22 protein-coding genes are annotated in these 26,006 nt (G+C 58.6%); 18 read left to right on the top strand and 4 right to left on the bottom strand.

From position 1 onward, the window contains the following. Positions 1–96: 96 nt before the first annotated feature. Complete coding sequence (locus tag M0814_RS16550; protein ID WP_146774698.1) at positions 97–507, top strand: hypothetical protein; 411 nt, start codon at positions 97–99, stop codon at positions 505–507. A 65-nt stretch (positions 508–572) separates the two neighbouring features. Beyond that, on the top strand, positions 573–857 hold the full coding sequence (locus tag M0814_RS16545; protein WP_103483495.1) for a hypothetical protein: 285 nt from the start codon (positions 573–575) through the stop codon (positions 855–857). 32 nt (positions 858–889) lie between these two features. On the opposite strand, the gene M0814_RS16540 is transcribed toward M0814_RS16545, so the two are convergent. Beyond that, positions 890–1,258: a hypothetical protein gene (locus M0814_RS16540; protein ID WP_003225036.1), complete on the bottom strand. Its 369-nt coding sequence runs from the start codon at positions 1,256–1,258 to the stop codon at positions 890–892. Positions 1,259–1,531: 273 nt separating this feature from the next. Between M0814_RS16540 and M0814_RS16535 the strand changes: the two genes are divergently transcribed. Next, positions 1,532–2,710 (top strand): sugar transporter, encoded by a 1,179-nt coding sequence (locus M0814_RS16535; protein WP_003225034.1) that lies wholly within the window; start codon positions 1,532–1,534, stop codon positions 2,708–2,710. Between the two features lie 49 nt (positions 2,711–2,759). Here M0814_RS16535 and M0814_RS16530 read toward each other — a convergent pair whose 3' ends face one another. After that, a complete protein-coding gene (locus M0814_RS16530; protein WP_007963542.1) occupies positions 2,760–3,689 on the bottom strand; it encodes a LysR family transcriptional regulator in 930 nt (309 codons plus the stop codon). Between the two features lie 270 nt (positions 3,690–3,959). On the opposite strand from M0814_RS16530, the gene M0814_RS16525 reads away from it, so the two are divergent. The 4 genes from M0814_RS16525 to pgm all read left to right on the top strand — a co-directional run bounded on the left by M0814_RS16525 (position 3,960) and on the right by pgm (position 10,180). Continuing rightward, complete coding sequence (locus tag M0814_RS16525) at positions 3,960–4,982, top strand: zinc-dependent alcohol dehydrogenase family protein (RefSeq protein ID WP_103483494.1); 1,023 nt, start codon at positions 3,960–3,962, stop codon at positions 4,980–4,982. A gap of 545 nt (positions 4,983–5,527) precedes the next feature. After that, positions 5,528–6,988: a hypothetical protein gene (locus M0814_RS16520; RefSeq protein WP_103483493.1), complete on the top strand. Its 1,461-nt coding sequence runs from the start codon at positions 5,528–5,530 to the stop codon at positions 6,986–6,988. Positions 6,989–7,036: 48 nt separating this feature from the next. Continuing rightward, on the top strand, positions 7,037–8,437 hold the full coding sequence (locus M0814_RS16515; protein WP_103483492.1) for a PLP-dependent aminotransferase family protein: 1,401 nt from the start codon (positions 7,037–7,039) through the stop codon (positions 8,435–8,437). A 96-nt stretch (positions 8,438–8,533) separates the two neighbouring features. Further along, positions 8,534–10,180: a phosphoglucomutase (alpha-D-glucose-1,6-bisphosphate-dependent) gene (gene pgm, locus M0814_RS16510; RefSeq protein WP_103483491.1), complete on the top strand. Its 1,647-nt coding sequence runs from the start codon at positions 8,534–8,536 to the stop codon at positions 10,178–10,180. 186 nt (positions 10,181–10,366) lie between these two features. Here pgm and M0814_RS16505 read toward each other — a convergent pair whose 3' ends face one another. Continuing rightward, entirely contained in the window at positions 10,367–11,062 is a 696-nt protein-coding gene (locus tag M0814_RS16505) for a pirin family protein (protein WP_003225024.1), read from the bottom strand. Positions 11,063–11,341: 279 nt separating this feature from the next. Between M0814_RS16505 and M0814_RS16500 the strand changes: the two genes are divergently transcribed. Further along, positions 11,342–13,816, top strand: a complete 2,475-nt coding sequence (locus tag M0814_RS16500) for a UvrD-helicase domain-containing protein (protein WP_103483490.1) — start codon at positions 11,342–11,344, stop codon at positions 13,814–13,816. 57 nt (positions 13,817–13,873) lie between these two features. On the opposite strand, the gene M0814_RS16495 is transcribed toward M0814_RS16500, so the two are convergent. After that, positions 13,874–14,146 (bottom strand): DUF1652 domain-containing protein, encoded by a 273-nt coding sequence (locus M0814_RS16495; RefSeq protein ID WP_045122460.1) that lies wholly within the window; start codon positions 14,144–14,146, stop codon positions 13,874–13,876. 263 nt (positions 14,147–14,409) lie between these two features. On the opposite strand from M0814_RS16495, the gene M0814_RS16490 reads away from it, so the two are divergent. From M0814_RS16490 to M0814_RS16445, 10 genes are all read left to right on the top strand, one after another. After that, entirely contained in the window at positions 14,410–15,225 is an 816-nt protein-coding gene (locus tag M0814_RS16490; protein ID WP_003225022.1) for a helix-turn-helix domain-containing protein, read from the top strand. Positions 15,226–15,277: 52 nt separating this feature from the next. After that, positions 15,278–16,684 carry an FAD-dependent oxidoreductase gene (locus M0814_RS16485; RefSeq protein ID WP_103483489.1) on the top strand — a complete coding sequence of 469 codons (1,407 nt, stop codon included), beginning with the start codon at positions 15,278–15,280 and terminating at the stop codon, positions 16,682–16,684. Positions 16,685–16,715: 31 nt separating this feature from the next. Next, positions 16,716–17,060, top strand: coding sequence for a cupin domain-containing protein (locus M0814_RS16480; RefSeq protein ID WP_103483488.1), 345 nt, complete (start codon positions 16,716–16,718; stop codon positions 17,058–17,060). A 55-nt stretch (positions 17,061–17,115) separates the two neighbouring features. Then, positions 17,116–18,201 (top strand): polyamine ABC transporter substrate-binding protein, encoded by a 1,086-nt coding sequence (locus M0814_RS16475; protein WP_103483487.1) that lies wholly within the window; start codon positions 17,116–17,118, stop codon positions 18,199–18,201. Between the two features lie 181 nt (positions 18,202–18,382). Next, positions 18,383–18,841 (top strand): hypothetical protein, encoded by a 459-nt coding sequence (locus tag M0814_RS16470; RefSeq protein WP_103483486.1) that lies wholly within the window; start codon positions 18,383–18,385, stop codon positions 18,839–18,841. Between the two features lie 414 nt (positions 18,842–19,255). After that, a complete protein-coding gene (locus M0814_RS16465) occupies positions 19,256–20,719 on the top strand; it encodes a serralysin family metalloprotease (RefSeq protein ID WP_103483485.1) in 1,464 nt (487 codons plus the stop codon). Between the two features lie 93 nt (positions 20,720–20,812). Then, positions 20,813–21,241, top strand: a complete 429-nt coding sequence (locus tag M0814_RS16460; protein ID WP_158547274.1) for an AprI/Inh family metalloprotease inhibitor — start codon at positions 20,813–20,815, stop codon at positions 21,239–21,241. Between the two features lie 204 nt (positions 21,242–21,445). After that, a complete protein-coding gene (locus tag M0814_RS16455) occupies positions 21,446–23,221 on the top strand; it encodes a type I secretion system permease/ATPase (RefSeq protein ID WP_003225008.1) in 1,776 nt (591 codons plus the stop codon). Then, positions 23,218–24,567 (top strand): HlyD family type I secretion periplasmic adaptor subunit, encoded by a 1,350-nt coding sequence (locus M0814_RS16450; protein WP_003225006.1) that lies wholly within the window; start codon positions 23,218–23,220, stop codon positions 24,565–24,567. Before M0814_RS16455 ends, M0814_RS16450 begins: the two co-directional genes overlap by 4 nt. A 2-nt stretch (positions 24,568–24,569) precedes the next feature. Then, a complete protein-coding gene (locus tag M0814_RS16445; RefSeq protein WP_103483484.1) occupies positions 24,570–25,934 on the top strand; it encodes a TolC family outer membrane protein in 1,365 nt (454 codons plus the stop codon). Positions 25,935–26,006 lie beyond the last annotated feature (72 nt).

Raw genomic sequence — 26,006 nt, 5'->3', positions numbered from 1 at the left:
TGTCGCTCTGGTTAAGTATTTCTAATCGTTACTGAAAGATACTGCGTTTTTCTTCACTTAAACATAGCGCTGCTCAATCATTGCTCGGCGGCGACAGTGAGCGGTTACAGCCCGCGCAACACACTGCACCGGGTGTCATCCGATTTTCCGAATGACAGCAATGAGGCTTTATACACAGAGAAAGGTGGGCGTGATGAGCATTCAAATATGCAGCGTCCGATACTTGCCATGAAACTCAATATGATCATCGCTGTGAGCGCCATTGCATTGGTCGGCAACTATGTCTGGCAATCCCACGACCTGAAACTCGGTCCTTATGAGTATCAGGTCTCGGCAAAAACACAGCCGTCCCGCCACACTCATTCCGAGGCCCGTCGGATGGCGCTTAGCGGCGCCGGGAAGAAGTGCGCTTCGCTCGGCAAGCAGATCGACGTGTTTGACGTGCAATCGCGCTTGCCGCTCGATCCCGGGAATGACGTGGCTAACGTGACATTCGTCTGCAAGTGATCGCTGTTTCGGCGATTCGAGCCAGCCAGGAACATTGCAACTTTTAATTATCGGCGGTACACACCATGAAGTTATTGATGATTGCGTTGCTTGCGACGCTGTTGAGCGCCTGTGTGACATCTGTGCATGACTGGTCCAGGCCCGGCGCGAGTGCCGCTGATATCCAGCACAACAAAGCTGAATGCCAGTATCAGGCCAAGGCCGCGACCGCCAGCTACCATTCAAGCCCTGCTGCAAACGATACAACTCACGGCATGGGCAGTGCCGTGGGTGACGGGATCGTCATTGCGGAAAAACAGATCGACCTGACAAATGATTGCATGCGCGTCAAAGGCTACTCAGGGCAATGAGCGAGGCAGATGGTCTCATTCAAGACCTCGCCTTATTGACCGATGCATACCGTGTTGGACTTGGTTCGTGTGGTTTGGCCATCGGCTGACGCGTCACCCTGAACGTCGACGCTTTCGGTGGTATTACATTCCTGCATGGCGGGTTTCGCGGTTTTCTGTTGCCACTCCCGATCTTGCTGTGCTTGCCAATCGGCAACGGCTTTCTTGCGTTTCTGGTCGGAGATCATCATGCAGTTTGCAAACTCGGTAGAGCCTTGTACGTAGCCGTAACCGGCGCATGTCTGACGGTCTTCAGCCGCTTGTTGTTCAGCGCTCATGCAACCGCTTAACGTGGCGGCAGCGCTGAATGTCAGGAAAAGGAGGGGAATGACGCGTGCAGCGCAGGTATGAGGCGTTTTCATGGGAATTTCCAGGAAGTGAGGTCATACATTCAGGGGCTGCACGTCCTGGTCCGCTGGCCTGATGCCTGTGCTTGAGGGATCGAGGGACACTCGAAAGTGAACGTCGAGTGCTTCAACCCGTTGGACAAGTCACCAAATCTTTATAGTACAGTCGTCATCGAACCACCTGTCGTATGAGGCTTTTCGGCAATGGGTGTACAAAAAACCGACAGATGGGCACGGATCGCATGCGTACAATTACGCACGATCATCGAAGAGTAATACGACGTTTAAATGAGTGATTCTACGGCGACAAACAACGGCAACTGGTACGCAGTGATTGCCCTGGCACTGGCTGCGTTTGTGTTCAACACCACCGAGTTTGTACCGGTCGGTCTGTTGAGTTCGATCGGCAGCAGCTTCGACATGTCGACCGCGCAGGTTGGCCTGATGTTGACTATCTATGCGTGGGTGGTGTCTTTGACGTCGCTGCCGATCATGCTGCTGACGCGCAACGTCGAGCGCCGACGGCTGTTGATCGTGCTGTTTGGAATGTTTATCGCCAGTCACATTCTGTCGAGTCTGGCGACCAGCTTCGGTGTGTTGCTGGTGAGCCGGATCGGTGTGGCGCTGTCGCATGCGCTGTTCTGGTCGATCACCGCGTCTCTGGCCGTACGCCTCGCGCCGCCGGGCAAACAGGTTCAGGCCTTGGGTTTGCTGGCGACCGGTACTTCGCTGGCGATGGTGTTGGGCATTCCCCTCGGCCGCTTGTTGGGCGAGGCCATGGGTTGGCGCACCACGTTCATCGTGATCGCCGGCTTTGCGGCGGCGCTGGTGTTCTGTCTGGCGAAGGTGCTGCCGTTGCTGCCCAGTCAGAACTCCGGCTCGCTCAAGAGTCTGCCCGTGTTGTTGAAGCGGCCGGCACTGGTGGCCATCTATGTCCTGACGGCGCTGGTCGTGACGGCACAGTTCACCGCCTACAGCTACATCGAACCGTTCGTTCTGACCGTGGCGGGCATGAGCGGCGATGTGGTGACACTCCTGCTGTTGTTGTTCGGCGGCGCCGGTATTTTCGGCTCGCTGCTATTCAGCTACCTGCACAGCTATAACCCGCAGCGCTTTCTGATCATCTGCGTGTCGTTGCTCGCCTTGTGCCTGGCTTCGCTGTTGCCGTTGAGCGGCAACGTCTCATACCTCGGCGTGCTGAGTGTGTTCTGGGGGATGGCGATCATGGGCTTCGGGCTGGCGTTACAGTCGAAAGTCCTGGTGCTGGCTCCGGACGCTACCGACGTGGCGATGGCGTTGTTTTCCGGGATCTACAACATCGGTATCGGCGGCGGCGCGCTGGTCGGGAGTTGGGTGGGCAGTCAGTTTGGCTTTGCTTACATTGGGGTGGTGGGCGGGATGCTGGCGGCGTCGGCGCTGGCGTTTTACTGCCTGTCGCTGTATCGCCTGGCCCGGTCCGTGGCTTGAGTTCAAGGACTACAAGCCGCCGGCGCATTTCATTTAAAACGTTGCCTGCTTAATGTGCAGGCAACTCGAGACTGTCCGGGTCGCCAAAAAACATCTGAATCCGCGACCGTAACCAACGCTCCCCGGGATCATTATCCTGCGACCCGCGCCACGCCATGTGCAGCTCAAACGTGCGCGTCGGCAGCGGCGGGTCTTCCGCCCGCACGCCACCGGCGGCCGTCAGTGCATCGGCGGTGTAATCCGGTACGGTGGCGACGATGTCGGTGCCGGCGAGCAACGTACTCAAACCGTTGAATTGCGGCACGGCCAGCACCACATGGCGCTTGCGCCCGAGCTTCTCCAGTTCCTCATCAATAAAACCACTGAGGTCGCCGGCGAACGACACCAGCGCATGCGGGCGCGCGCAGTAGTCATCCAGGCTCAGCGGTCCGGGCACGGTGTCGGCGCGCAGCAGTTTCGGCTGGCTGCGACGCAGTACCTTGCGTTTGGCGTTGGCCGGCAGGTCAGTGGTGTAGCTGACGCCGATGGAGATTTCGCCAGAAGCCAGCAGCCCCGGCATCAATATGTAGTTGACCCGACGCACGACCAGCACGATGCCCGGTGCTTCGGCGCGCAGTCGTTTGAGCAGCATTGGCAGCAGGGCGAATTCGACGTCGTCGGACAGGCCGATACGGAATACCGAAGTGCTGGTGGCCGGATCGAACTCAGCCGCACGGCTGACGGCGGTGGAAATCGAGTCGAGCGCCGGGGAGAGCAGGGCGAAGATCTCCACCGCGCGGGCGGAGGGTTCCATGCTGCGCCCGGTGCGCACGAACAACGGGTCATCGAACAGGCTGCGCAGGCGCGAGAGCGCCGCACTGATTGCCGGCTGGCCAAGAAAAAGCTTCTCGGCGGCGCGGGTCACGCTGCGTTCGTGCATCAGAGTTTCGAATACGATCAACAGGTTCAGGTCGACACGACGCAGGTCATTACGATTCATCTGGAGTCCTGGCAGAGTCATCAAGCTTGACGAGAGCGGCCATATGAGAACAATGGCCAGCATGAATATTACGGGGAAAGGCTGGTACTCTGCACCGCTAAATTCAGCTTTACCGAGCCGGTTGCGGTATTTTTTTCATCGATTTTGCCAATGCCGTCCATACTGCGGAATCAATGACAGGCATGTCGACTATTAATAGCCACTGATAGTCTTGGGTCAAAAGCCCAGATAGAGTTCAGGGCATTAGAGGTTACTTTGACGAGGTTTGCGATGTCCCGCACGATCCGTTTTCACAAGTTTGGTCCGGCCGAGGTGCTCAAATGCGAAGAGCATGCGGCCGCTCAGCCAGGTCCCGGCGAAGTGCAGGTGCGTGTCGAAGCGATCGGCATCAGCTGGTACGACATTCTCTGGCGTCAGAACCTGGCCTCGTCCCAGGCGCGCCTGCCGTCTGGTCTCGGCCATGAAATGGCCGGTGTGGTGACCGCCGTCGGCGATGGTATCGGCGATCTGTCGGTTGGCGACAAGGTGGCCAGTTTCCCGGCGCAAAGTCCGAACGACTATCCGGTGTATGGCGAGCAGATCGTGCTGCCACGCACCGCGCTGACCCGCTATCCGGATGTGTTAAGCCCGGTCGAAGCCAGCGTGCATTACACACCGCTGTTGATCGCCTATTTTGCCTACGCCGATCTGGCACGGGTCAAACCCGGGCAGTTTGCCCTGGTCACTGACGCCAGCCATTGCGCCGGCCCGTCCTTTGTCCAGTTGGGCAAAGCCCTGGGTGTGCGGGTGATCGCGGCGACGAAAACCGCTGAAGAGCGCGAATACCTGCTGTCGCTGGGGGCCGAGAAAGTCATCGTCACCGAGGAAGAAGATCTGTTGATGCGCATCAACAAGATCACCGACAGCCGTGGTGTCGACGTGGTATTCGATGGTCTCGGCGGCCCGCAGATGTCGTTGCTCGGCGATGTGCTCGCGCCACGTGGCAGCCTGGTTCTGTACGGTCTGCAGGGTGGTAACCAGACACCATTCCCGGCGTGTGCGGCGTTCCAGAAAAACATTCAGTTCTTCGTACACTGCATCGGTAACTTCACCGGTAAGCCCGAGCTGGGCATCACCCAGGACCACGTCGCCTTGCAGCGTGCCCTGCGTGACATCAATCAGCTCACCGCCGACCGCGTACTGCTGCCACTCAAGACTCGGGTCTTCCCGTTCAACGAGTTCGTCGAAGCACATCGCTACATGGACGAATGCCCATGCCGCGAACGGGTCGCCCTTCAGGTCGAACCTGCGTAACGCCCTCCAAACAGAGTCCGTGGCCCCACGGACTCTTGCGTTGTACCCCTCGCAAATAATCAGACATGCCGGACAGGGTGCGTGACCGGTTGTGCATCTGAACCGGTTTTTGTCCGCTATCTGTATCTTCTAATCGGCATTTAAGCCCTGATAATTGAATGATTACTTTCATCTCAAGGAATGAGCCATGTCTGTGCATTCTGTTTTGTTTGCCGTGTTTAATATTTCCTCCTGTGGGCGATATACCGGTTTCTGTTTAATGGCTGTAGGTTATTTCCTATTGTCGTTCTGCTTTTCTTGTACTCAATGTTCGTGGGACGCTGTAAGAAGTTTCCTCAGATATTTTTCACTCCGGGAAAACTCAATGGTAACGGGGGTTTACGTCACCTAGAGTGGCGAAGATATCGACTTCCATGCGTCAAGTGTTTCAAATAACTTCAAAAGCATAAGTGTTAGTATTTGATCGTCTATTACTTATTGATGAATTTGTTGCGCCAGCTTCACTGCTGATGCGATATGAATTTTTTACGCCGGGTAAAGTACTGATGAGCACGATCCATGATCAGGCAATGAACTATGTCTATCAGCAAGTATTGCAGCGTCTGCTGAGCTTCTTTTCCAGAGCCGAACGCACAGCATTGCAATTGCTGATTCAGCGGCTGGTGGTGGCCGCGGGTGGAATGGAGCGCATGGGTGAATACAAGGTCATGGTGACACCGTCCGGTACCCGTGACAGTTGCTATACCCTGGCGTTGCTGCGCGCCGCGCAGCTGAGTATCGCTGGTCGAGCGCCGGCCACTTTTCAGTTGCGTGTGGCCACATTGCGCTGGAGCGGAGCGGGGGCGGCGCCCGGAAATATGCACCGCAGCTTCGCCGCCCTGTTTCTGTACGACGATCCCCGGGTCGAGTTGCTGATGGTGGATCATCGTCAGGTGTTGCCATTCAATCACCTAGCGCCGCCCGACAAGGACAGTACGGAAGCCAATCGCACCAACCTACTGATGATGGGGCATCGACGGGCTTCGGACGAAAAGCTTGAGTTGTGGGATGACGCATGCCTGGCCTGGGCGGAGTTTTGCGGCCAGATCGCCCGCTGGGGCAATGGTGTCGACGCCTGGGTTGCCAGCGAGTCGCCGCGTCGACAAAAGCAATTCATCGATAACCTCGATCGGGCGGTGCAAAAGGCGGGGCTCGGTGCGCTGCCGCCCAATGCCGGAACATTCGATGAGCTGTTCGCCTTGCTCGACGGATTGGGAGGGGACTTGTATCGTGGTTTTTACGCCGAATCCGAGCGCCGCTGCTGGCGTCCGGAAGACGGGTTCGAGTCATGCCGTCGCACAACGTTTGTCGACATTCACGACATGGCGGTAGGCAACCTGGAAGAACGCTGGCCGCTGCTCAGCGAGTTTCTCGGGTTTCAGGCAGAGGAGTGGGTGTTCCACCAGGGCGAGGGCGAATACGCCGACCCGTTGATCGAGGCCCATTTGCGCGGCCTGGAGGCGGAATTCCTCGACGGCCGCAGCTATGAAACCGGATTTTCCCAACATGTTCAGCACATGCTGGCGACCATGCAGCAGCAACGGGTGCCGGAACCGGTATGCGAGCAGATGATTGCCAGGTTGGGGCAACAGCCGGCGCTGGATGAACTGCGCGAGGCCGCGGCGAACTGCATTCACGCGACCTACGGCTTGAATGAAACCCAATGGGTCTGCCTGTTGTTCACGCCGTTCATTGACCGTGGTGCCGGCCTCGAGCGGTTCCTGCGCCGTTGTCATCCCGGCATGTTGGTGGCGATGCCCGATTTGCATCGTGCCATGCAGGGGCTGCACGGCCCGGAGCAAGTGCTGCAATGGATGACGGATGTCAGTGGTTTGCCGGTCAGGCTGATCAGTCGTCTCTACGCCATGGAGTCATTGCCGGTGCGTGGCGCCGCCCCGAACGCAGCAGACGCCGCGCACCAAACGGCTATCGACGCCAGCGTGGGTGAGCGATCAGCGGAACGTTGAGGTGAGCGCTCCATTCTTCGGCGCATCTGTGTCAGCGGTATTGGGCTCATGAAGACTGCGCGGGAGCCCGGTTTTGCTTATCAGGCGGTCTATCGCTACCTGATGCGGCTGATAGCGGAGTCGGCCGGCGGCGGCAACGCCAGGCTGCCGTCGTTGCGCCAGTTGGCCAATCGTCTGAACGTATCGATCTCGACCATTCAATACGCTTATTCGTTGCTGGAGAAGGAAGGCAGGATCTATTCAGTCGCCAAGTCCGGGTACTACGCCCGGGCGGTGGCACAGGTTACGCAGCCAGCGTTTGGCAATGATCTGCTCGAAACGGTCTACGTCAATGCGCGGCGCCCGGGGATGCGATTGTTGAGTGCCGAAGATCCGGTTTCACTCCAATCGCTGGACAGCCCTTTGCTGTTGATGGAGCGCGAACTGCTGCGTCAGTACCCCCGGCAGCCACTGTTGCTCGGCCAGCCCTGTGGTGACTCGGAGTTGCGCGCTGCGCTGGCGGCCCGCTACACCACCTCGCCGAGGCAATGCTGGCATGCCGAGGATGTCTACATCGGTGCGGATCTGCGCGGGGTACTGGAAATCCTGGTTGCCGTTCTGCAACTCAAACACGCAACCGTTCTGGTCGAGTCGCCGTGTGACTGGTTGATACTGCGGTTGCTGCAGGCGGCAGAGGTGCGCGTGATCGAGCTGCCGTTGCTGGCCTGTGGCGGGCTGGAGCCGCAACTTCTGGAAACACTGCTCAAGACTGAAAGCGTGCGGCTGATTCTCATGTCGTCGGGCCTGAGCATGCCCCGTGGCACGCAGGTTCCTGCGGATAACCGCGACATCATTGCCGGACTGCTTCGCGAGCATGGCACCTGGGTGCTGGAAAATGATTGCTATGGCGAGCTTGGCGAGGGAGTGGACGGCGAGCGCTTGCGTGATCGGCTGGATCCTGACCGGCTGTTGATCTTCTCCTCCTTCGAGAAAATCATTGGCATCGAGGCCCCATACGGGTTCGTGTTATCGCGCCAATGGAAAAACGAAATGCTGCGGCATTTTCTGATGCGATCATTCCGACTGTCCCCGATCCGTCAGAAAGCCATTGCCCGACTGTTTGGAAACGGCCGGATCGACCAGCACCTGCATGTACTTCGCAGGCTCCTCAGGGAGTGTCGGACCCCGATGATTCACTTGCTGCGCGAGCGTTTGGGCGATGCACTTCAGGTCGTCGAACCGCAAGGCGGTGCGACCGTCTGGGTACGGGCACTGCGTCCGGTGGACATGCGCGATGTGTTCCAGCGCCTGCTCCGACAACAGGTATTGATTGCGCCGGGCGAACTGTTCAGTTTGCAGGGATTGCACCGTCGCCATCTGCGCCTGAACCTGCTGGATCATAGTGACACCGGTTTGGCAGGGGCGATTGCACTGCTGGGCGATGCACTGCGGTTGGCACCTCTTGAATGAACGTTGAAATCTGTCGGATAGATCCCGTCGCGCTGTGGTCAAACTGCCAGTAAACTGCGCTGTATTTCCTGAACCACTCTATTTCAGAGGTTTTGCATGACTATCAGTCCTTTTGCGGGCAAACCGGCACCGGCAGAATTGTTGGTCGACATCCCGCGACTGGTAACGGCTTATTACACCGGCCAACCGGACGCTTCGATTTCCACCCAGCGTGTGGCGTTTGGTACTTCCGGGCACCGCGGCAGCTCCTTCGACCTGAGTTTCAATGAGTGGCACGTTCTGGCAATCAGCCAGGCGATCTGCCTGTACCGCGAAGCCCAGGGCATCGATGGCCCGTTGTTTGTGGGCATTGATACTCACGCTCTGTCGACCCCGGCCGGGGCCAGCGCGCTGGAAGTGCTGGCGGCCAACGGCGTGACTGTGATGATCGCCGAAGGTGACGAATACACGCCAACCCCGGCGATTTCGCACGCCATTCTCTGCTACAACCGTGGTCGCACTTCTGGCCTGGCGGATGGCATCGTGATTACGCCGTCGCACAACCCGCCGCAAAGCGGTGGCTACAAATACAACCCTACCAACGGTGGCCCGGCCGATACCCACATCACCAAGTGGATCGAAGCCAAGGCCAACGAACTGCTCGCCAACAAACTGGCCGGCGTCAAACGCATCAGCTACGAGCAGGCGCTCAAGGCCAGCACCACTCACCGTCACGACTACCTCAACACTTACGTCGCTGACCTGATCAACGTGATCGACTTCGATGCCATTCGTGACGCCAAGCTGCGTCTGGGTGTCGATCCGCTGGGCGGAGCAGGGGTGCGCTACTGGTCGGCGATTGCCGAGCATTACCGTCTTGATCTGGACGTGGTGAACAAGCAGGTCGATCCGACTTTCCGTTTCATGACGGTCGATTGGGACGGGCAGATCCGCATGGACCCATCGTCCAGCCATGCCATGCAAGGTTTGATCGGTCTCAAGGAACGTTACGACGTGGCCTTCGCCTGCGACCCGGATCACGACCGTCATGGCATCGTCACCCCTTCGGGTGGTCTGCTGGCGCCGAACAACTACCTGGCAGTGTCCATCGACTACCTGTTCCAGAACCGTCCGCAATGGCGCGCCGATGCCGCCGTGGGTAAAACCGTGGTCAGCAGCGGTCTGATCGATCGCGTGGCCAAGCGTCTGGGACGTCGTCTGTACGAAGTGCCGGTCGGTTTCAAATGGTTCGCCGATGGCCTGTTTGACGGCTCGTTGGGTTTTGGTGGCGAGGAGAGTGCTGGCGCTTCGTTCCTGCGCAAGGATGGCGGCGTCTGGAGCACCGACAAGGACGGGTTGATTCCGGCGTTGTTGGCGGCTGAAATGACCGCTCGTACCGGCCGTGATCCAAGCCAGGCCTATCGCGCCCTGACCGATGAACTGGGCGAACCGTTCTCGGTGCGCGTCGATGCCAAGGCCAACCCTGAGCAGAAAGCGCTGCTGAGCAAGCTGTCGCCGGAGCAAGTGACTTCGACCGAGCTGGCAGGCGAGAAGATTCAGAGCATCCTCAGCCACGCGCCGGGCAACGATCAGGCCATTGGTGGCCTGAAGGTGATGACCGAAAACGGCTGGTTCGCCGCGCGTCCTTCGGGTACTGAAGACATCTACAAGATCTACGCCGAAAGCTTCATTGGCGACGATCACCTCAAGCAACTGGTGGCCGAAGCGCAAACGCTGGTGGATGGCGCAATCAGCACCCAGTGATCTTCAGGGAGGTGAGTTCTTTCTGTGGTGAGGGGATTCATCCCCGATGGACTGCGTAGCAGTCCGCTCCAACGGTAAAGAAGGGCCGCTTCGCGGCCAATCGGGGATGAGTCCCCTCGCTACAAAGGTTACAAAAAAGGGGCGACCATGACGGTCGCCCCTTTTTTTCGCCTGCAGTTCAGGCCATCAAGCCAGATCCACCAACACGATTTCGCTGTCTTCGAGCGCGGTCACGGTCAGCACCGACTCATGTTCCACAGCAACTCCGTCTCGAGCTTGCGCACGCAAGCCATTGACTTCAATCAAACCGGTGGCAGGCACTAGGTAGGCTCGGCGTCCGGCATCCAGACGATATTCAGCCGTTTCCCCAGCCTTGATATTCGCCGCGACCAGCCGCGCATCGGCGCGAATGCGCAGGCTCTGGTCGTCACCGTCCTTGCCGCTGGCCAGGGTCACGAACCCTTCGCGCTGGCCTTTGGGGAACGGTTTGGCGCCCCACGATGGTGGCGCGCCGGTTTCGGTTGGAAGAATCCATATCTGGAAAATCCGCGTTTCCTGGTCTTCCAGGTTGTACTCGCTGTGAGCGATGCCCGTACCGGCGCTCATGACCTGTACGTCGCCAGCCTCGGTACGGCCCTTGTTGCCAAGGTTGTCCTGGTGGGTAATCGCACCTTCGCGAACGTAAGTGATGATTTCCATGTCGCGGTGCGGGTGTTGTGGGAACCCGGTGCCGGCGGCGATCACATCATCGTTCCACACCCGCAGATTGCCCCAGTTCATGCGCTGCGGGTCGTAGTATTCGGCGAACGAAAAGTGGTGATGGGCATCCAACCAGCCGTGATGAGCGCCGCCCAGCGTGTTGAAAGGTCTGAGTTCAAGCATGATCGTCTCCTCAAAAGGTTCGTCATGGGGCGCAACGCCAGAGCCACGAAGCGAGACCGTTGGTTAATGACGGGCATCATCCTTCAGTCAATCATCGAGAAAAAGCGTAAAAAGTGCGGCATTCTCATCGAATCTATTGATGGGAAACAGGCTCGAAACGATCTCACCCAACTTTCAGTTCATCGCCTAAACCAATGACCTGTAAGCATTTCGCTAGAACTCATGGGCAAATAAAGACACCATAGCCCCCAACAGCCTCACACACTGGAGCCCATCAGCGTGGCGCAACACACTCCCGATCTTCCTCCCGAACTTCGTCCGTTGGCCGAGATGCCTTGGTTCAAACGTCTGGCCGCGCGTTTCTTCGGCCATGGCCTGACGCGTTTGCGCGCCCAGCACCGTGCCTCTTGGCTGCACGGTCAGGCTGACGGGTTTCGCAGCGGGCACACCGCGGGTGTGGATTACGGTTTCAAAGAAGGAAAACTCGAAGGGCTGGAAGAAGGCCGCCAGGTCCTGCTGATTCGTGACAGCCGCAGCACCGAGCATCGTCCGCCGAGCGTCGACAGCCATCTGTTCGATGATTGGCGTCTGCCACTCAGCGCCGAACTGAAGAAACGCATGAAGGCCGATGTGGCACGCCTGCTGCCCGAGCACGCCCAGCCAAGCGTCGCGCAATGGAAGATGATTTTCAGTGATACACCCTCAACCTCGGTGATTGCCGGGGCCGGTGCGGGCAAATCGACGACGCTGGTGCTGCGTATTCTGTTGCTCACGCATTATCTGGGCTTTGAACTCGACTCGATGACCGTGGTGACCTTCACGCGCGAATCACGTAAGGATTTCATCAATAAACTGATCGAGATGTTCGCGCTCTGGGGCCAGAAATTGAGTCTGAAACAGGCGCGGGAACTGGTGCGGACCTTTCACTCGCGCATTCTGCCGATGGTTCGCAGCCTGCCGGGCTTCGAGCGCTTGCAGGCTTTTGAAAATCTCAGCAATCGACCACAAGGGGCTGATGAGGACGTCGACAGCAACCCGTTCGATCTGCGGATCAACGATGCCCAGCGCCAGCAGCTCAACGCCTGCTACCACCGGTTATTCAATGAAGACGAGCGTTTTCGCCAGTTGATTCAGCCGTTAGCCAAGGCTGCCTTGCAGCTCAAGGAGCTGGAGCGCGACCACCCGGACGTACAGAAGCGCATGGCGGTGACCGAACTGGCGTCCAAACGCGACGAAGAACTGTGCGACGCCATCGAAGACCTGTGGTTTCGCGCCGGTGCCTGGCCGATCAAAGGCATTGAGCCCAACCGGCAGACGTTCGAGATCAACGGTTCGACCTTTCATTGTCATGGCTACATCCCCAGCCTCGATGCCTGGGTGGTGCTTGGCTTCGATCCCCGGGAAAACCCGCAGATCTGCCGGCCCAACGCCAAGCTCAGCGTACGCGCCGAGTGGGCTGTAAAACGCACCCTGTTTCAAGCTTTCTGCCGTAAGCCATTGATTTGGCTAGATAGTTATGAAATGTCAAAGCGAGTTCTGTCGACGTTGGCCGGCGATGCGAGCGCGGGTCCCGGGTTCGACTACAAGGTCAAAGGTGAACTGGTCTCAGCGCCGCTGCTGGACTGTTTTGTCGCGGCGGCCGGTTTCATCGAAAACCTCGGGCTGGATGTGCCGGACGCTGTCGGTCGTATGAGTTTTGCCAAGGATGATCCGGATCGGTTTTTCTTCGAGGCGCTGAGCCTGTTCTGGCGTGCCCTGGAAGATCATTTGCTCGATCAGAAGCCGCCGGTGATGACCTACAACCGGATGTTCGCGCTGTTCAGCGAACACTCCCCGGAAAATCTCAAGCTGCTGAGTGATGAGCTGCTGCGGCCCATGTCGCACTTGATGATCGACGAGTTTCAGGACGTATCGCCGCAAATCGTCTCGTGGATCCGCGCCAGCCTTGCGGAAATCCGCAGTCGTGGCCCGGCCATGCATGTCGGGCGGGGCGCACAGCGTTCGTCGTTGCTGTGCGTGGGTGACGACTGGCAGTCGATCTACGGCTGGCGGGGCAGTTCGCCGAGTTACTTCATGGAGTTCAACAAGGAGTTCCCGTCGCCGAGCACCACGCGGGTAATGCTCAGTGACAATTACCGCAGCCATCAGCACATCATCGATGCCGCCGAACACATCGTCCGCGCCGCGCCGGCAATTCCGGGCAAGAAGGCCAGGGCCAGTGGCGCAGCCAAGGCATTGCAGCCGGTAAATGTGCTGGAGCGCGATGATCAGGCTTTGGGTCAGCGCCTGGCCGAACACTACAATCGCGGCGATTCAATCTTGATGCTTTATCGAAAAAGCAGTGATAAGTCATTGATAGAACAGCATATACAGTCTGTAGTTAATGTGGATTCGAGCTTGCCATACGAGGCTCGACGCCTGAAGCAACTGACCTATCACAGCGCCAAAGGTCTGCAAGCCGACGCCGTGTTCCTGCTCGGTGATTGCCAGCACCTGACCAGTTCGCCGTACAAGAATCAGGTGTACCGCATGGCCGGGCTGGGCAAGGCCGGTGACAGCGAGCCTTATGACACGGCGCAAAAGGACGAGATCCTGCGTCTGGCTTATGTCGGCATCACTCGGGCGGTCAGCCATTGCTATTGGTACGTCGAGCCGCAGGACAACCAGGCAGTAAACATGCCGAGGGCGTCCGATCGGGTTGCGCAAGGCAAGGCGTTCTTTTTCGATCACCGCTCGCAAGCAAAAACCGGGTAACCGCCGCGCACAAAAAAGCCCGCATTTACGGCGGGCTTTTTTACTTAAAACAACAACTTATGCGTAACTCCTGAAAGATTCCGGAGGAATGAATGCCTCCAGCTCATCCTCTACGGCCTCGATAATGCGCTCGACATCGGCCGCGTTCATCACCGTGGCACATGGAATGCCGGCAATGGCGATCATGGTTTCACCGCTGGCACGATCAAACAGACGGGCAATCATGCTGCCCGGTGCATCCATCGTTGCTTCGAAACCCATGGGATGAAAGTGCCAGCGCATCAACTGGCACGCGTTGGGGAAGGTGACTTTGCTCGAAGCTTTATTCATGTGTTGCCCGCCTTCTTCATCGAGCGCTTCCTTTTGCTCATGTTAGGTGGGAAGAGTCTTCATTGGCTCAACCGGTCAGTGACGTTAAAAGTAGCATCCGGATGTGAAATCTCTGTGAGATTTTTCAGTTCATTTTGCGATTGCTTCGCGTTTTTTGATGTAAGTCACGCCCTGATCAGTCATCGCCAAGTGGCCACTACGGTTTGCTCGTTGATCGTTTTGCCGAACTTGGGCAAGCTCGGTTCTTTTGCACCGAGCCCTTTATGCACGCCGACGATGACGGCCCCGAACAGACCCCGGCCACGGCCGCTACGGTCATGCGCTACCACCTGAGCTGGAAACACCGCGATCTGGACAGCGTCATGGCGCTGTATCACCCGGACGTTCAGTACAACGATTTCTTCCAGAACCGCGTTCTGGGTCTCGATGAGTTACGCGAATACGTGCGTGTCAGCATGCCGCGAGAATCCGACGAAGCGCTGGAGCATTGCGACCGGATCCGCGTGGATGGCAACACTGCGTTCATTCAGTACGAAGTGACCCTGCGCGGCGGTGACGGGCTGGTTTCGTTCCGATCCAGCGAAGCGATTACGGTCAAGGACGGTTTGATCTGGCGGGTCAACGAATACGCTTCACTGGTCCGTGCGCAAACCAACGGTGCCGTTGCACCCAGTCAGCGCCCGGCGGTGAGTCGCCTGGGCTTGTCGCCGCGTCAGATCAGTTTCATGGCCGAGGATCTGCAGCAGTACTTCGAACTCCAGCAACCGTACCTCGATCCGGAACTGGACCTGCAACGAGTGGCGAAGGAGTGCGGGTACAGCCGCAATCAGATTTCCTATCTGCTCAATCAGGTGTTGGGCCAGAGCTTCTATCGCTACGTCAACCAGGCACGCTTGCAGCACTTGCTCAAGTCACTGGATCAGGCCACGCCGCCGCTGCGTATCGACGAGCTGGCGTTTGCGGCCGGTTTCAACTCGCTGTCAGCGTTCTACAGCTGTTTCCGCCAGCACACCGGCCAATCCCCCAAGGCTTACGCCAAACAAATTTCTTTGCGGGCACGCGCGCAAGACATTCGCTGAAGGCACGCACTAGGATCGGCGCCATCGAAGGTTTTCAGTGGCGGAGTCTTGCATGCCGGCGTGGCGCACTATCAGTTTGTGGATGGATCAACTCGACGAGCCGCTAACCGCGCGGCCAGCGCTAGAGCGGGATCTGGATGTCGACGTGGCAATCATCGGTGCCGGTTATACCGGGCTGTGGACCGCGTACTACCTGAAAAAACTCGCTCCGGGTCTGGATATCGCCATCGTCGAGGCGCAAACCGCCGGTTTCGGGGCGTCCGGGCGCAATGGCGGCTGGCTGATGGGCAACCTGCTGGGCGAGGATCGACTGCTTGCCGGGCTCTCTCCACAACAACGCCGCGCTTCGTTCGATCTACTGCACAGCATCCCCGATGAAGTGGAAGTTGTGCTCGAACGTGAGGGCATCGACTGCGATTACCGCAAGGGCGGAGTGCTGTACTGCGCCGCACGCTATCCGGAGCAGGAAACCAGCCTGCGTGAATACCTCGACAAACTGCATGCTCAGGGCCTGACCGACAACGATTATCGCTGGTTGAGCCCCGAGCAACTGGCGCAACAGATTCGCGTGGCAAAACCCTACGGCGGCATCTATGCGCCGCATGTGGCGACCATTCACCCGGCGAAACTGGTGCGCGGTCTGGCGCGCACCGTGCAGAACATGGGCGTGAAGATCTACGAAAACAGCCCGGTCACGCACTGGCAGTCCGGCAGTTTGCGCACGGCCAAGGCCAGTGTGCGCAGTCGCTGGATCGTGCCAGCCGTCGAAGGTTATTCGGTGACGTTGCCGCCGCTGGGCCGCTATCAGTTGCCGGTGCAAAGCCTGATTGTCGCCACCGAACCGTTGTCGGCAGCGACCTGGGATGAAATCGGCCTCAACCGTGGCCAGGCCTTCAGCGAGTTCAGCCGCCAGGTCACCTACGGTCAGCGCAGTGCTGATAACCGCCTGATCTTCGGCGCGCGCGGCGGTTACCAGTTCGCCGGCAAGCTGCGGCATAACTTCGATCTGACCCGCGATGAAGTCGAGCTGCGCCGCTATCTGTTCGGCGAATTGTTCCCGCAACTGAAAAACGTACAGATCACCCACGCCTGGGGCGGCAACCTCGGCATGTCGCGGCATTTCAAGCCGCACATGCTCTGCGATCGCGCCAATGGCATCGCGCTGTCCGGCGGTTATGGCGGGGAGGGTGTCGGTGCCAGCAACCTCGGCGGCCGAACGTTGGCCGATCTGATTCTCGAGCGTGACACCGAACTGGTGCATCAGCCGTGGGTGCTGCCGGATGGCGGGATACATGCGCTGCGCGCCTGGGAACCGGAGCCGTGCCGCTGGCTGGGCTACAACGCGATCATCAAAAGTTTTGTCCACGAAGACCAGACCCTGGCCAACCCGGCCACTGCACCGTGGCGGCGCAAGCTTGCCAGCCAGGTCGCGGGTTTCATGGAAGGTTTCATGCACTAACCGCCGTTTTCTTCAAAAGACAGGTCCCCCCATGAGCATTACGCAGTTCAAGAACACCGCCACTCTGCAACTGGACGAGTCCAACCCGGTCGCCGTGCCTCTCGGTGAGCCGGTCGCCATTGCCTCGACCACCAGCGTCGAACGCGACGACGGCGTCGAAACCGGCGTCTGGGAATGCACCCCGGGGCGCTGGCGTCGGCAGATCACCGCGCAGGAATTCTGCCATTTCATTTCTGGCCGCTGCACGTTCACCCCGGACGACGGCGGCGCAACCCTGCACATACAAGGTGGCGACGCACTGATGTTGCCGGCCAACACGCTCGGCGTCTGGGACATCCAGGAGACCTTGCGCAAGACCTACGTGCTGATTTTCTGATTGCTTGATCCTTTGATTGCCTGCCAACAAAAATAGCCACTACAGGAATCACCTCATGATCCAGAAAACCCTCGCTCTGGCGCCGCTGCTGCTGGCCGCCTCCATCAGCCATGCCGCCGAAACGGTCAAGGTTTACAACTGGTCCGATTACATCGCGCCGGACACCACGAAAAGCTTTCAGAAAGACACCGGCATCGGCGTCACCTATGACGTCTACGACAGCAACGAAACCCTCGACGGCAAGTTGATGACCGGCAAATCCGGTTATGACGTGGTGTTCCCGTCCAACCACTTCATGGCCCGGCAGATCCAGGGCGGGGCGCTGAAGAAGCTCGACAAGAGCCAGTTGCCGAACTGGAAGAACCTCAACCCGGTATTGCTCAAGGCCTTGCAGGTCAACGATCCGAACAACGAGCACGGCTTTCCGTACCTGTGGGGCAGCACTGGCATCGGCTACAACATCGCCAAGGTCAAAGCGGTGCTGGGTGACAACGCGCCAGTGGACTCCTGGGATCTGATCTTCAAGCCCGAGTACATGGAAAAACTGCAGAAGTGCGGTGTGGCGATCCTCGATAACGGCCCGGAACTGCTGCCGGCGGCGCTCAACTATCTGGGTTTGCCGCCGCACAGCAAGAACCCCGAGGACTACAAGAAAGCTGAAGCGCTGCTGATGAAAGTGCGGCCGTATGTCAGCTACTTCCATTCCTCGAAATACACCAGTGACCTGGCCAACGGTGACATCTGCGTGGCGGTCGGCTTCTCCGGCGACATCCTGCAAGCGGAAAACCGCGCCAAGGAAGCGAAGAACGGCATCGACATCGGTTACGCGATTCCCAAGGAAGGCGCGGCGATCTGGTTCGACATGGTCGCCATGCCGGCCGATGCGCCGGACGAGAAGGCCGGTTACGCGTTCATGAACTACCTGCTGCGCCCGGACGTGATGGCCGGCATCAGCAATTACGTGCACTACGCCAACGGCAACGAGCAGGCTGACAGTCTGATCGACCCCGCTATCAAGAGCGACACCAAGGTCTATCCGAGCCCGGAGATGATGGGCAAGCTGTTTGCGCTGGAGGCGATGCCGCTGAACATCGACCGGATTCGTACGCGGGTGTGGAACAAGATTCGAACGGGTAGCTGAGGCGGTCCCTGGGAGGGGCATCGTCAATACTCACGATGCCCTTCCAGACAGGACTTATACAAAAGGGCGATAAGAATTCGTGGCTTATGCCTGTCATATCTGACAGGTTTCAACTCGGTGCTTTTGCTGTTCAATGGCTGGCAGAAGGGTCTTCGATCCTTTGCGCACCCAGGAGACAGTCATGTCCAGCGACCAGCAATTTCTTGAAGCGTTTCACATTGGCGAAAAAGGTGAGGCAGCAGGTGTAATCAAGGGCAAGGTGAAAAACCTTTACACCGAGGTCCCCTTTGATTTTTTATCCAACTGGATCTGGCGCGATGAGCTAAACGAAACGCTGCGGTTTCACGGCACCATGCCTGATCCACTGGTGCCTGGCAGGAGTTGGCTGGTAGGACTCCGTTTGAGCAGCAAATCAGAGCCCAGTGGTGAGTTCCAGTTTGGAGACCCCAGGATCGTTTATCTCAATCTGATAACTTTCACCGATAGCGGGTCAAAGCTCGAATTCCCGGCTGCCTCGGGAGGGGTCATTCTGCAGCACCACCCCGACAATCACATTAACGGCAAGCTGGAATTCCGCACGGAGAAGCGCGGCTTCGATAGTTTCGACGTTGACGTAACCTTTGCCATCGGCCGGTTCTGATGTTCTGTTTGATCCAGAACCGGTTTCATATACGCCCGGTGAAATCCAGCGCCTTGATTCATACGAATCAGTTGAAGACGGTATCTGATATCAATGTAATAGCGCTCTCGCCGGGCTGCACCAAATTGAGACGTACCTAACAAAAAACAACTTACCGTTATTTAATATTTAAATAGAAAATCGTCAGACAATTAGGCGAAACCAAACACCGTAGAACATTCTTTCGATCCCGCACTCATTGTTTACAGGCACTTGCTCGAACAGTTCAATTTGATCTCAAAAAAACGCTAGACGACAGATTTCAAATTGTGTCAGGTTTCTTACGCCTTCATTGGGCGAGTGATAGGACGATCTCGCCAGGGATTGTCGCTATCTGACAAAAACTGTTCCATTGCTAAACAAGGAAGTGTGTTTATGTCGAAAGTAAAAGCTAACGCTATTGATATCACCGCAGATACATTCGTACCTGTCGGCGCAGCGCAGTCTCTGGCTGCATCCAGCTCCGCCTGGAACCAGATCAATAGCTTCAGCCATCAGTACGATCGTGGCGGCAACCTCACGGTCAATGGCAAACCCTCCTTCTCGGTGGATCAAGCCGCTACTCAACTGTTGCGAGACGGTGCTTCCTGGCACGATCTCGACAACAGCGGCAAGATCGAACTGACTTACACCTTTCTGACCGCCAAAACCGCCAACTTCAGCGGCTTGGGCGTCACCGGTTTCAGTCAGTTCAGTGCCCTGCAAAAAGCTCAGGCCGTGCTCGCCATGCAATCCTGGGCTGACGTCGCCAATGTCACGTTTACCGAGGCTGCCAAAGGTGGCGACGGTCACATGACCTTCGGTAACTACAGCGGTGGTCAGGAAGGTGCGGCGGCGTTTGCTTTCCTGCCAGGCACCGAGCCTGGTTATGACGGTCAATCCTGGTACCTGACCGGCAGTGGCTACGACGTCAACAAAACCCCGGGGGTGAACAATTACGGGCGTCAGACCCTGACGCACGAAATCGGTCACACATTGGGGCTGTCTCACCCTGGCGACTATAACGCCGGCGAAGGCAACCCGACCTACAAGGATGCGTCCTACGGTCAGGACACCCGTGGTTACAGCCTCATGAGTTACTGGAGCGAAAGCAACACCGCCCAGAACTTCAGCAAGGGCGGTGTGGAAGCCTATGCCTCCGGCCCGCTGATGGATGACATTGCGGCGATCCAGAAGCTGTACGGCGCCAATATGAGCACCCGTGCCGGTGACACCACCTATGGCTTCAACTCCAACGCCGGTCGCGATTTCCTCAGCGCCTCGTCGTCGAGCGACAAGCTGGTGTTCTCGGTGTGGGACGCGGGCGGCAAGGACACCTTCGACTTCTCGGGTTTCACCCAGAACCAGAAGATCAACCTCAATGAAGCCTCGTTCTCCGACGTTGGCGGCATGGTGGGTAACGTGTCCATCGCCAAGGGCGTGACCATCGAAAACGCCATCGGCGGTTCGGGCAACGACCTGCTGATCGGTAACAGTGCGTCCAACGAGCTGAAGGGCGGTGCCGGCAACGACATCATCTACGGCGCCGGTGGTGCGGACAAACTGTGGGGCGGCGCCGGTTCGGACACCTTTGTGTTCGCAGCCAGCTCCGACTCCAAACCGGGTGCGATCGATCAGATCCTCGATTTCGTCAGCGGTCTGGACAAAATCGACCTGAGCGCTATCACCGGCGGTTCCGGCCTGCACTTCGTCAACAGCTTCACCGGTGCAGCCGGCGACGCGATCCTGACTTCGTCGGGCGGCAACAGCCTGTTGTCGGTGGACTTCTCCGGGCACGGCGTGGCGGACTTCCAGGTCAGCACCGTTGGCCAGGCAGCGACCAGCGACATCGTGGCGTGATGTGAAACGGGAAAGCGGCGCTCGATGCGCCGCTTTCTTTACTTGCATCGTCCTGGCCGCTGGGCAAGGCTACGTGCCGGAGCGAATATTCTCATGATCTATAAAGCTTTTACCTACAAGGCAATGGCGTGGCTTTCGGCGGCGTTCATCATGATTTCTGGAGAAACAACCATGGCAAGCAGCCTCAGACTCGAAGATCCATTGGTTTTTGCCGGGCAATGGCAGGCTGTATTGACTGCGCCTGATGACGCCCCGCAGGCGCAGGCATTACAGGACAAACCGTCGAACACCTGCCTGATCGATCTTGAACCGAACCAGACGCTGGGCAAGGGCGCCGAATGCCTGGGGGCATGGCTTGAGCAAGCGCCGATCGGCTGGTTTCCTGATCCGGACGGCCTGTCGATTACCGGCAAGGAAGGTTCAAGAATCCAGTTCTTCAGCCGACAACGTGATGGGCTTTATCTGAGCACTTTGAAGTCGGGGCTGGTGATTACGCTCACGCGCCATACGCCGCAGCCGTGAACAGCGCCACCGACTGAGCAGTTGCATATAAGGTTGTGCGTTGCAGTTATAAGCAACAGCTCAATATAACGAATGGCCGTTTAAATGACGGAAGTTGTTATTGAAGTGTCAGTGAAAGTTGCAAGAACTAGTCCGGCATGTGCGCGGATAATTAATGGAAGCGCCTCGTCAAAGAATGGCGGGGAATAATTTCAGGAATAATCAATGAAGATGGCGAAGGCCCCAGCCACCGCTCCCTTATTCAAGGCTTTGGGTGACTATAAAGGCATTCTGATCAGCGTCGGGTGCTTTACTGCACTGATTAACGTGCTGATGCTGGTGCCCTCGATTTATATGCTGCAGGTCTACGACCGCGTACTGTCTTCGCAGAACGAAACCACCCTGGCGATGCTGTCCTTGATGGTCGTTGGATTCTTTGCGTTCATCGGCATGCTGGAGGTAGTGCGCAGTTTCATCGTGATCCGTATCGGCAGCCAACTGGAGCGCCGCTTCAACCTGCGTGTCTATCAGGCGGCGTTCGAACGCAACCTGTTCAAGGGTGAGGGAAATGCCGGGCAATCGCTGGGCGACTTGACCCACATTCGCCAATTCGTCACCGGGCCGGCGCTGTTTGCGTTTTTCGACGCTCCGTGGTTCCCGGTCTATCTGTTCGTCATCTACCTGTTCAACGTCTGGCTGGGCGTGCTCGCTACCGCTGGGGCGCTGCTGCTGATCGCGCTGGCGTGCCTCAATGAATACATGACCAAGAAGCCGCTGGGCGAAGCCGCCGGTTACTCGCAGAAGTCCAGCCAACTGGCGACCAGCCACCTGCATAACGCCGAAACCATTCAGGCCATGGGCATGCTTGGCGCGTTGCGCAAGCGCTGGTTTGGTGTGCATTCGCGCTTCCTTGGCCTGCAGAATCAGGCCAGCGACACTGGCGCGGTAATCAGCTCGATCAGTAAAACCCTGCGTCTGTGCCTGCAATCGCTGGTGCTCGGCCTGGGTGCGTTGCTGGTGATCAAGGGCGACATGACCGCCGGGATGATGATCGCCGGTTCGATCCTGATGGGCCGGGTGCTGAGCCCGATCGACCAGTTGATCGCCGTGTGGAAACAGTGGAGCGGGGCGAAGCTGGCCTACCGTCGTCTGGACTCGTTGCTGCAGGCGTTTCCGCCGAGTGACGACGCCATGGCGTTGCCGGCGCCGAAAGGCCAGATTGCCTTTGAGCAAGTCAGTGCCGGCCCTCCGGGGCAGCGCGCGGCGACCCTGCAGATGGTCAACTTCAGCATCGGCGCGGGCGAAGTGCTGGGCGTGCTCGGCGCCTCTGGTTCCGGCAAGTCGACCCTGGCCCGGGTGCTGGTCGGCGTGTGGCCGACCCTTGGCGGGACTGTGCGTCTGGACGGTGCGGACATCCATCGCTGGAACCGCGATGAACTCGGCCCATACATCGGCTACCTGCCACAGGACATCGAACTGTTCAGCGGCAGCATCGCCGAGAACATCGCCCGTTTCAGCGAAGCCAACCCGGAAAAAGTCGTGGCCGCCGCGCAACAGGCCGGTGTCCACGAGATGATTCTGCGTATGCCCCAAGGCTACGACACCCAACTGGGGGAGGACGGCAGCGGCCTGTCCGGCGGCCAGAAGCAGCGCGTCGCTCTGGCTCGGGCCATGTATGGCGATCCGAGTCTGGTGGTGCTCGATGAGCCGAACTCCAACCTCGACACCGTCGGTGAAGCCGCGCTGGCCAGCGCCATCGCCCAGCTCAAGGCCAAGGGCACCACCGTGGTGCTGGTCACGCACCGTTCTTCGGTATTGGCCCAGGCCGACAAGTTGCTGGTGCTCAACGATGGTCGTTTGCAGGCGTTCGGCAACAGTCAGGATGTCCTCAAGGCGCTGTCCGGCGCCCAGGAACAACAACGGGAAAAATCTGCGCAGGCACCGGGCGGGCTCAGCATGAGCCGGCAGTACCAGCCCACCACAAGGAATTCGGGTGTATGAGCAGCGCCAGCATGAACACTGAAAACGAAGCCTCCATGGAACACGCGTACGTCACCGAGCGCCCGGAGCGCGATGCGAAATTCTTCGCGCGCATGGGCTGGATTCTGGCCATCGTCGGCGCCGGCAGTTTCTTCACCTGGGCCGCACTGGCGCCGCTGGATCAAGGCATTCCGGTGCAGGGCACCGTGGTGGTGTCGGGCAAGCGCAAGGCTGTGCAGTCGATGAGCAGCGGCGTGGTCAGCCGGATTCTGGTACGTGAAGGCGAAATCGTGAAGCAGGGGCAACCGTTGTTCCGCCTCGATCAGACCCAGGTCGCCGCCGACGTGCAGTCGCTGCAGGCGCAATACCGCATGGCGTGGGCCAGCCTCGCGCGCTGGCAGGCCGAACGCGACAACCTCAAAGAAATCACCTTTCCCGCCGAGCTGAGCAACGACCCGGACCCGCGTCTGGCACTGGTGCTGGAAGGTCAGCGTCAACTGTTCAGCAGCCGTCGCGAAGCGTTCTACCGCGAGCAGGCCGGTCTGCGCGCCAGTATCGAAGGCGCCACCGCGCAACTGGCGGGCATGCGACGCGCGCGCACCGACCTCAATGCCCAGGCCGATTCGCTGCAACAGCAACTGAGCAACTTGCAACCGCTGGCGGACAACGGCTACATCCCGCGCAACCGTTTGATGGAGTACCAGCGGCAGCTGTCGCAAGTGCAGCAGCAACTGGCGGAAAACACCGGTGAAAGCGGCCGGGTCGAGCAGGGCATCCTCGAGTCGCGCCTGAAACTGCAACAGCATGGCGAGGAATACCAGAAGGAAGTGCGCACGCAACTGGCCGACGCGCAGCTGAAAAGCGTGACCCTGTCCGAGCAACTGACTTCTGCCGGTTTCGACCTGCAACACAGCGAGATCCTTGCCACCGCCGATGGAGTGGCGGTCAACCTCGGCGTGCACACCGAAGGTGCCGTGGTGCGTCAGGGCGAAACCCTGCTGGAGATCGTCCCGCAAGGCACCACCCTGGAAGTCGAAGGGCACTTGCCGATCAACCTGATCGACAAGGTCGGCACGCATCTGCCGGTCGATATCCTCTTCACCGCGTTCAACCAGAGCAAGACCCCGCGTGTGCCGGGTGAGGTCAGTCTGATTTCCGCCGACCAGATGGTCGACGAGAAAACCGGCGTGCCGTACTACGTGTTGCGCAGCAGCGTCAGTGATCAGGCCATGGAGAAGCTTCACGGTCTGGTGATCAAGCCCGGTATGCCGGCGGAAATGTTCGTGCGCACTGGCGAACGCTCACTGCTCAACTACCTGTTCAAACCGCTGCTCGATCGGGCCGGCTCCGCGTTGACCGAAGAATAAGGATGTTCGGCTGTATGAATAAGCTTTCGATGTTGGGAGCAGCGTTCGCGCTGCTCGCAGGAAACAGCGCGCTGGCGGCCATGGGGCCATTCGAGATCTACGAGCAGGCATTGCGTAACGACCCGGTGTTCCTCGGCGCGATCAAGGAGCGCGACGCGGGCCTGGAAAACCGCATCATCGGCCGCGCCGGGCTATTGCCGAGACTGGGTTACAACTACAACCGTGGTCATAACACCTCCAAGGCCACGCAACTGACCAATCGCGGCAGCCTCACCGAAGACCGCAACTACAACAGCTACGGCTCGACCCTGACCTTGCAGCAACCGTTGCTCGACTACGAAGCCTATGCGGCATATCGCAAAGGCGTGGCCCAGTCGCTGTTCGCCGACGAGGCGTTTCGCGGCAAGAGTCAGGAGCTGTTGGTGCGGGTGCTGGATAACTACACCAAAGCCTTGTTCGCCCAGGATCAGATCGACATCGCCCAGGCCAAGAAGAAAGCCTACGAGCAGCAGTTCCAGCAGAACGAGCACATGTTCAAACAGGGTGAGGGCACGCGCACCGACATTCTGGAAGCCGAGTCGCGCTATGAACTGGCGACCGCCGAAGAGATCGAGGCGCGCAACGAGCAGGACGCGGCGCTGCGTGAGCTGGGTGCGCTGGTCGGCGTGCCGACGGTGGACATCAGCGAGCTGGCGCCACTGGATCAGAATTTCCAGACCTTCGCCCTGATGCCGGCCAACTACGACACCTGGCACGAACTGGCGATCAGCAATAACCCGAACCTGGCGTCGCAGCGTCAGGCGGTTGAAGTGGCCAAGTACGAAGTGGAGCGCAACCGCGCCGGGCACATGCCCAAAGTCAGTGCCTATGCTTCGATCCGCCAGACTGAATCGGACAGCGGCAACACCTATAACCAGCGCTATGACACCAATACCATCGGTTTTGAAGTCAACGTGCCTCTGTATGCCGGTGGCGGGGTGTCGGCTTCGACCCGTCAGGCCAGCCGCACCATGGAGCAGGCGGAATACGAACTCGACGGCAAGACTCGCGAGACGTTGATCGAATTGCGCCGCCAGTTCAGCGCCTGCCTGTCGGGTGTCAACAAGCTGCGCGCGTACCAGAAGGCCTTGGCCTCGGCTGAAGCGCTGGTGGTGTCGACCAAGCAAAGCATTCTCGGCGGTGAGCGGACCAATCTCGATGCGTTGAATGCCGAACAACAACTATTTACCACCCGCCGCGATCTGGCTCAGGCACGCTACGACTACTTGATGGCCTGGACCAAGCTGCATTACTACGCGGGGACCTTGAACGAACAGGATCTGGCGCGGGTGGATGAGGCCTTCGGACAAGGCCCGAAAACCCAGTAACACGGAAAGTCCTGTAGGAGCTTAAAGCAGAGCAAAAGATCGCAGCCTGCGGCAGCTCCTACATAGAACACA

Source organism: Pseudomonas sp. MWU12-2020 (genome assembly GCF_023100605.1).
GTDB lineage: Bacteria > Pseudomonadota > Gammaproteobacteria > Pseudomonadales > Pseudomonadaceae > Aquipseudomonas > Aquipseudomonas fluorescens_H.
This window is presented reverse-complemented; position numbering and strand designations above follow the sequence as displayed.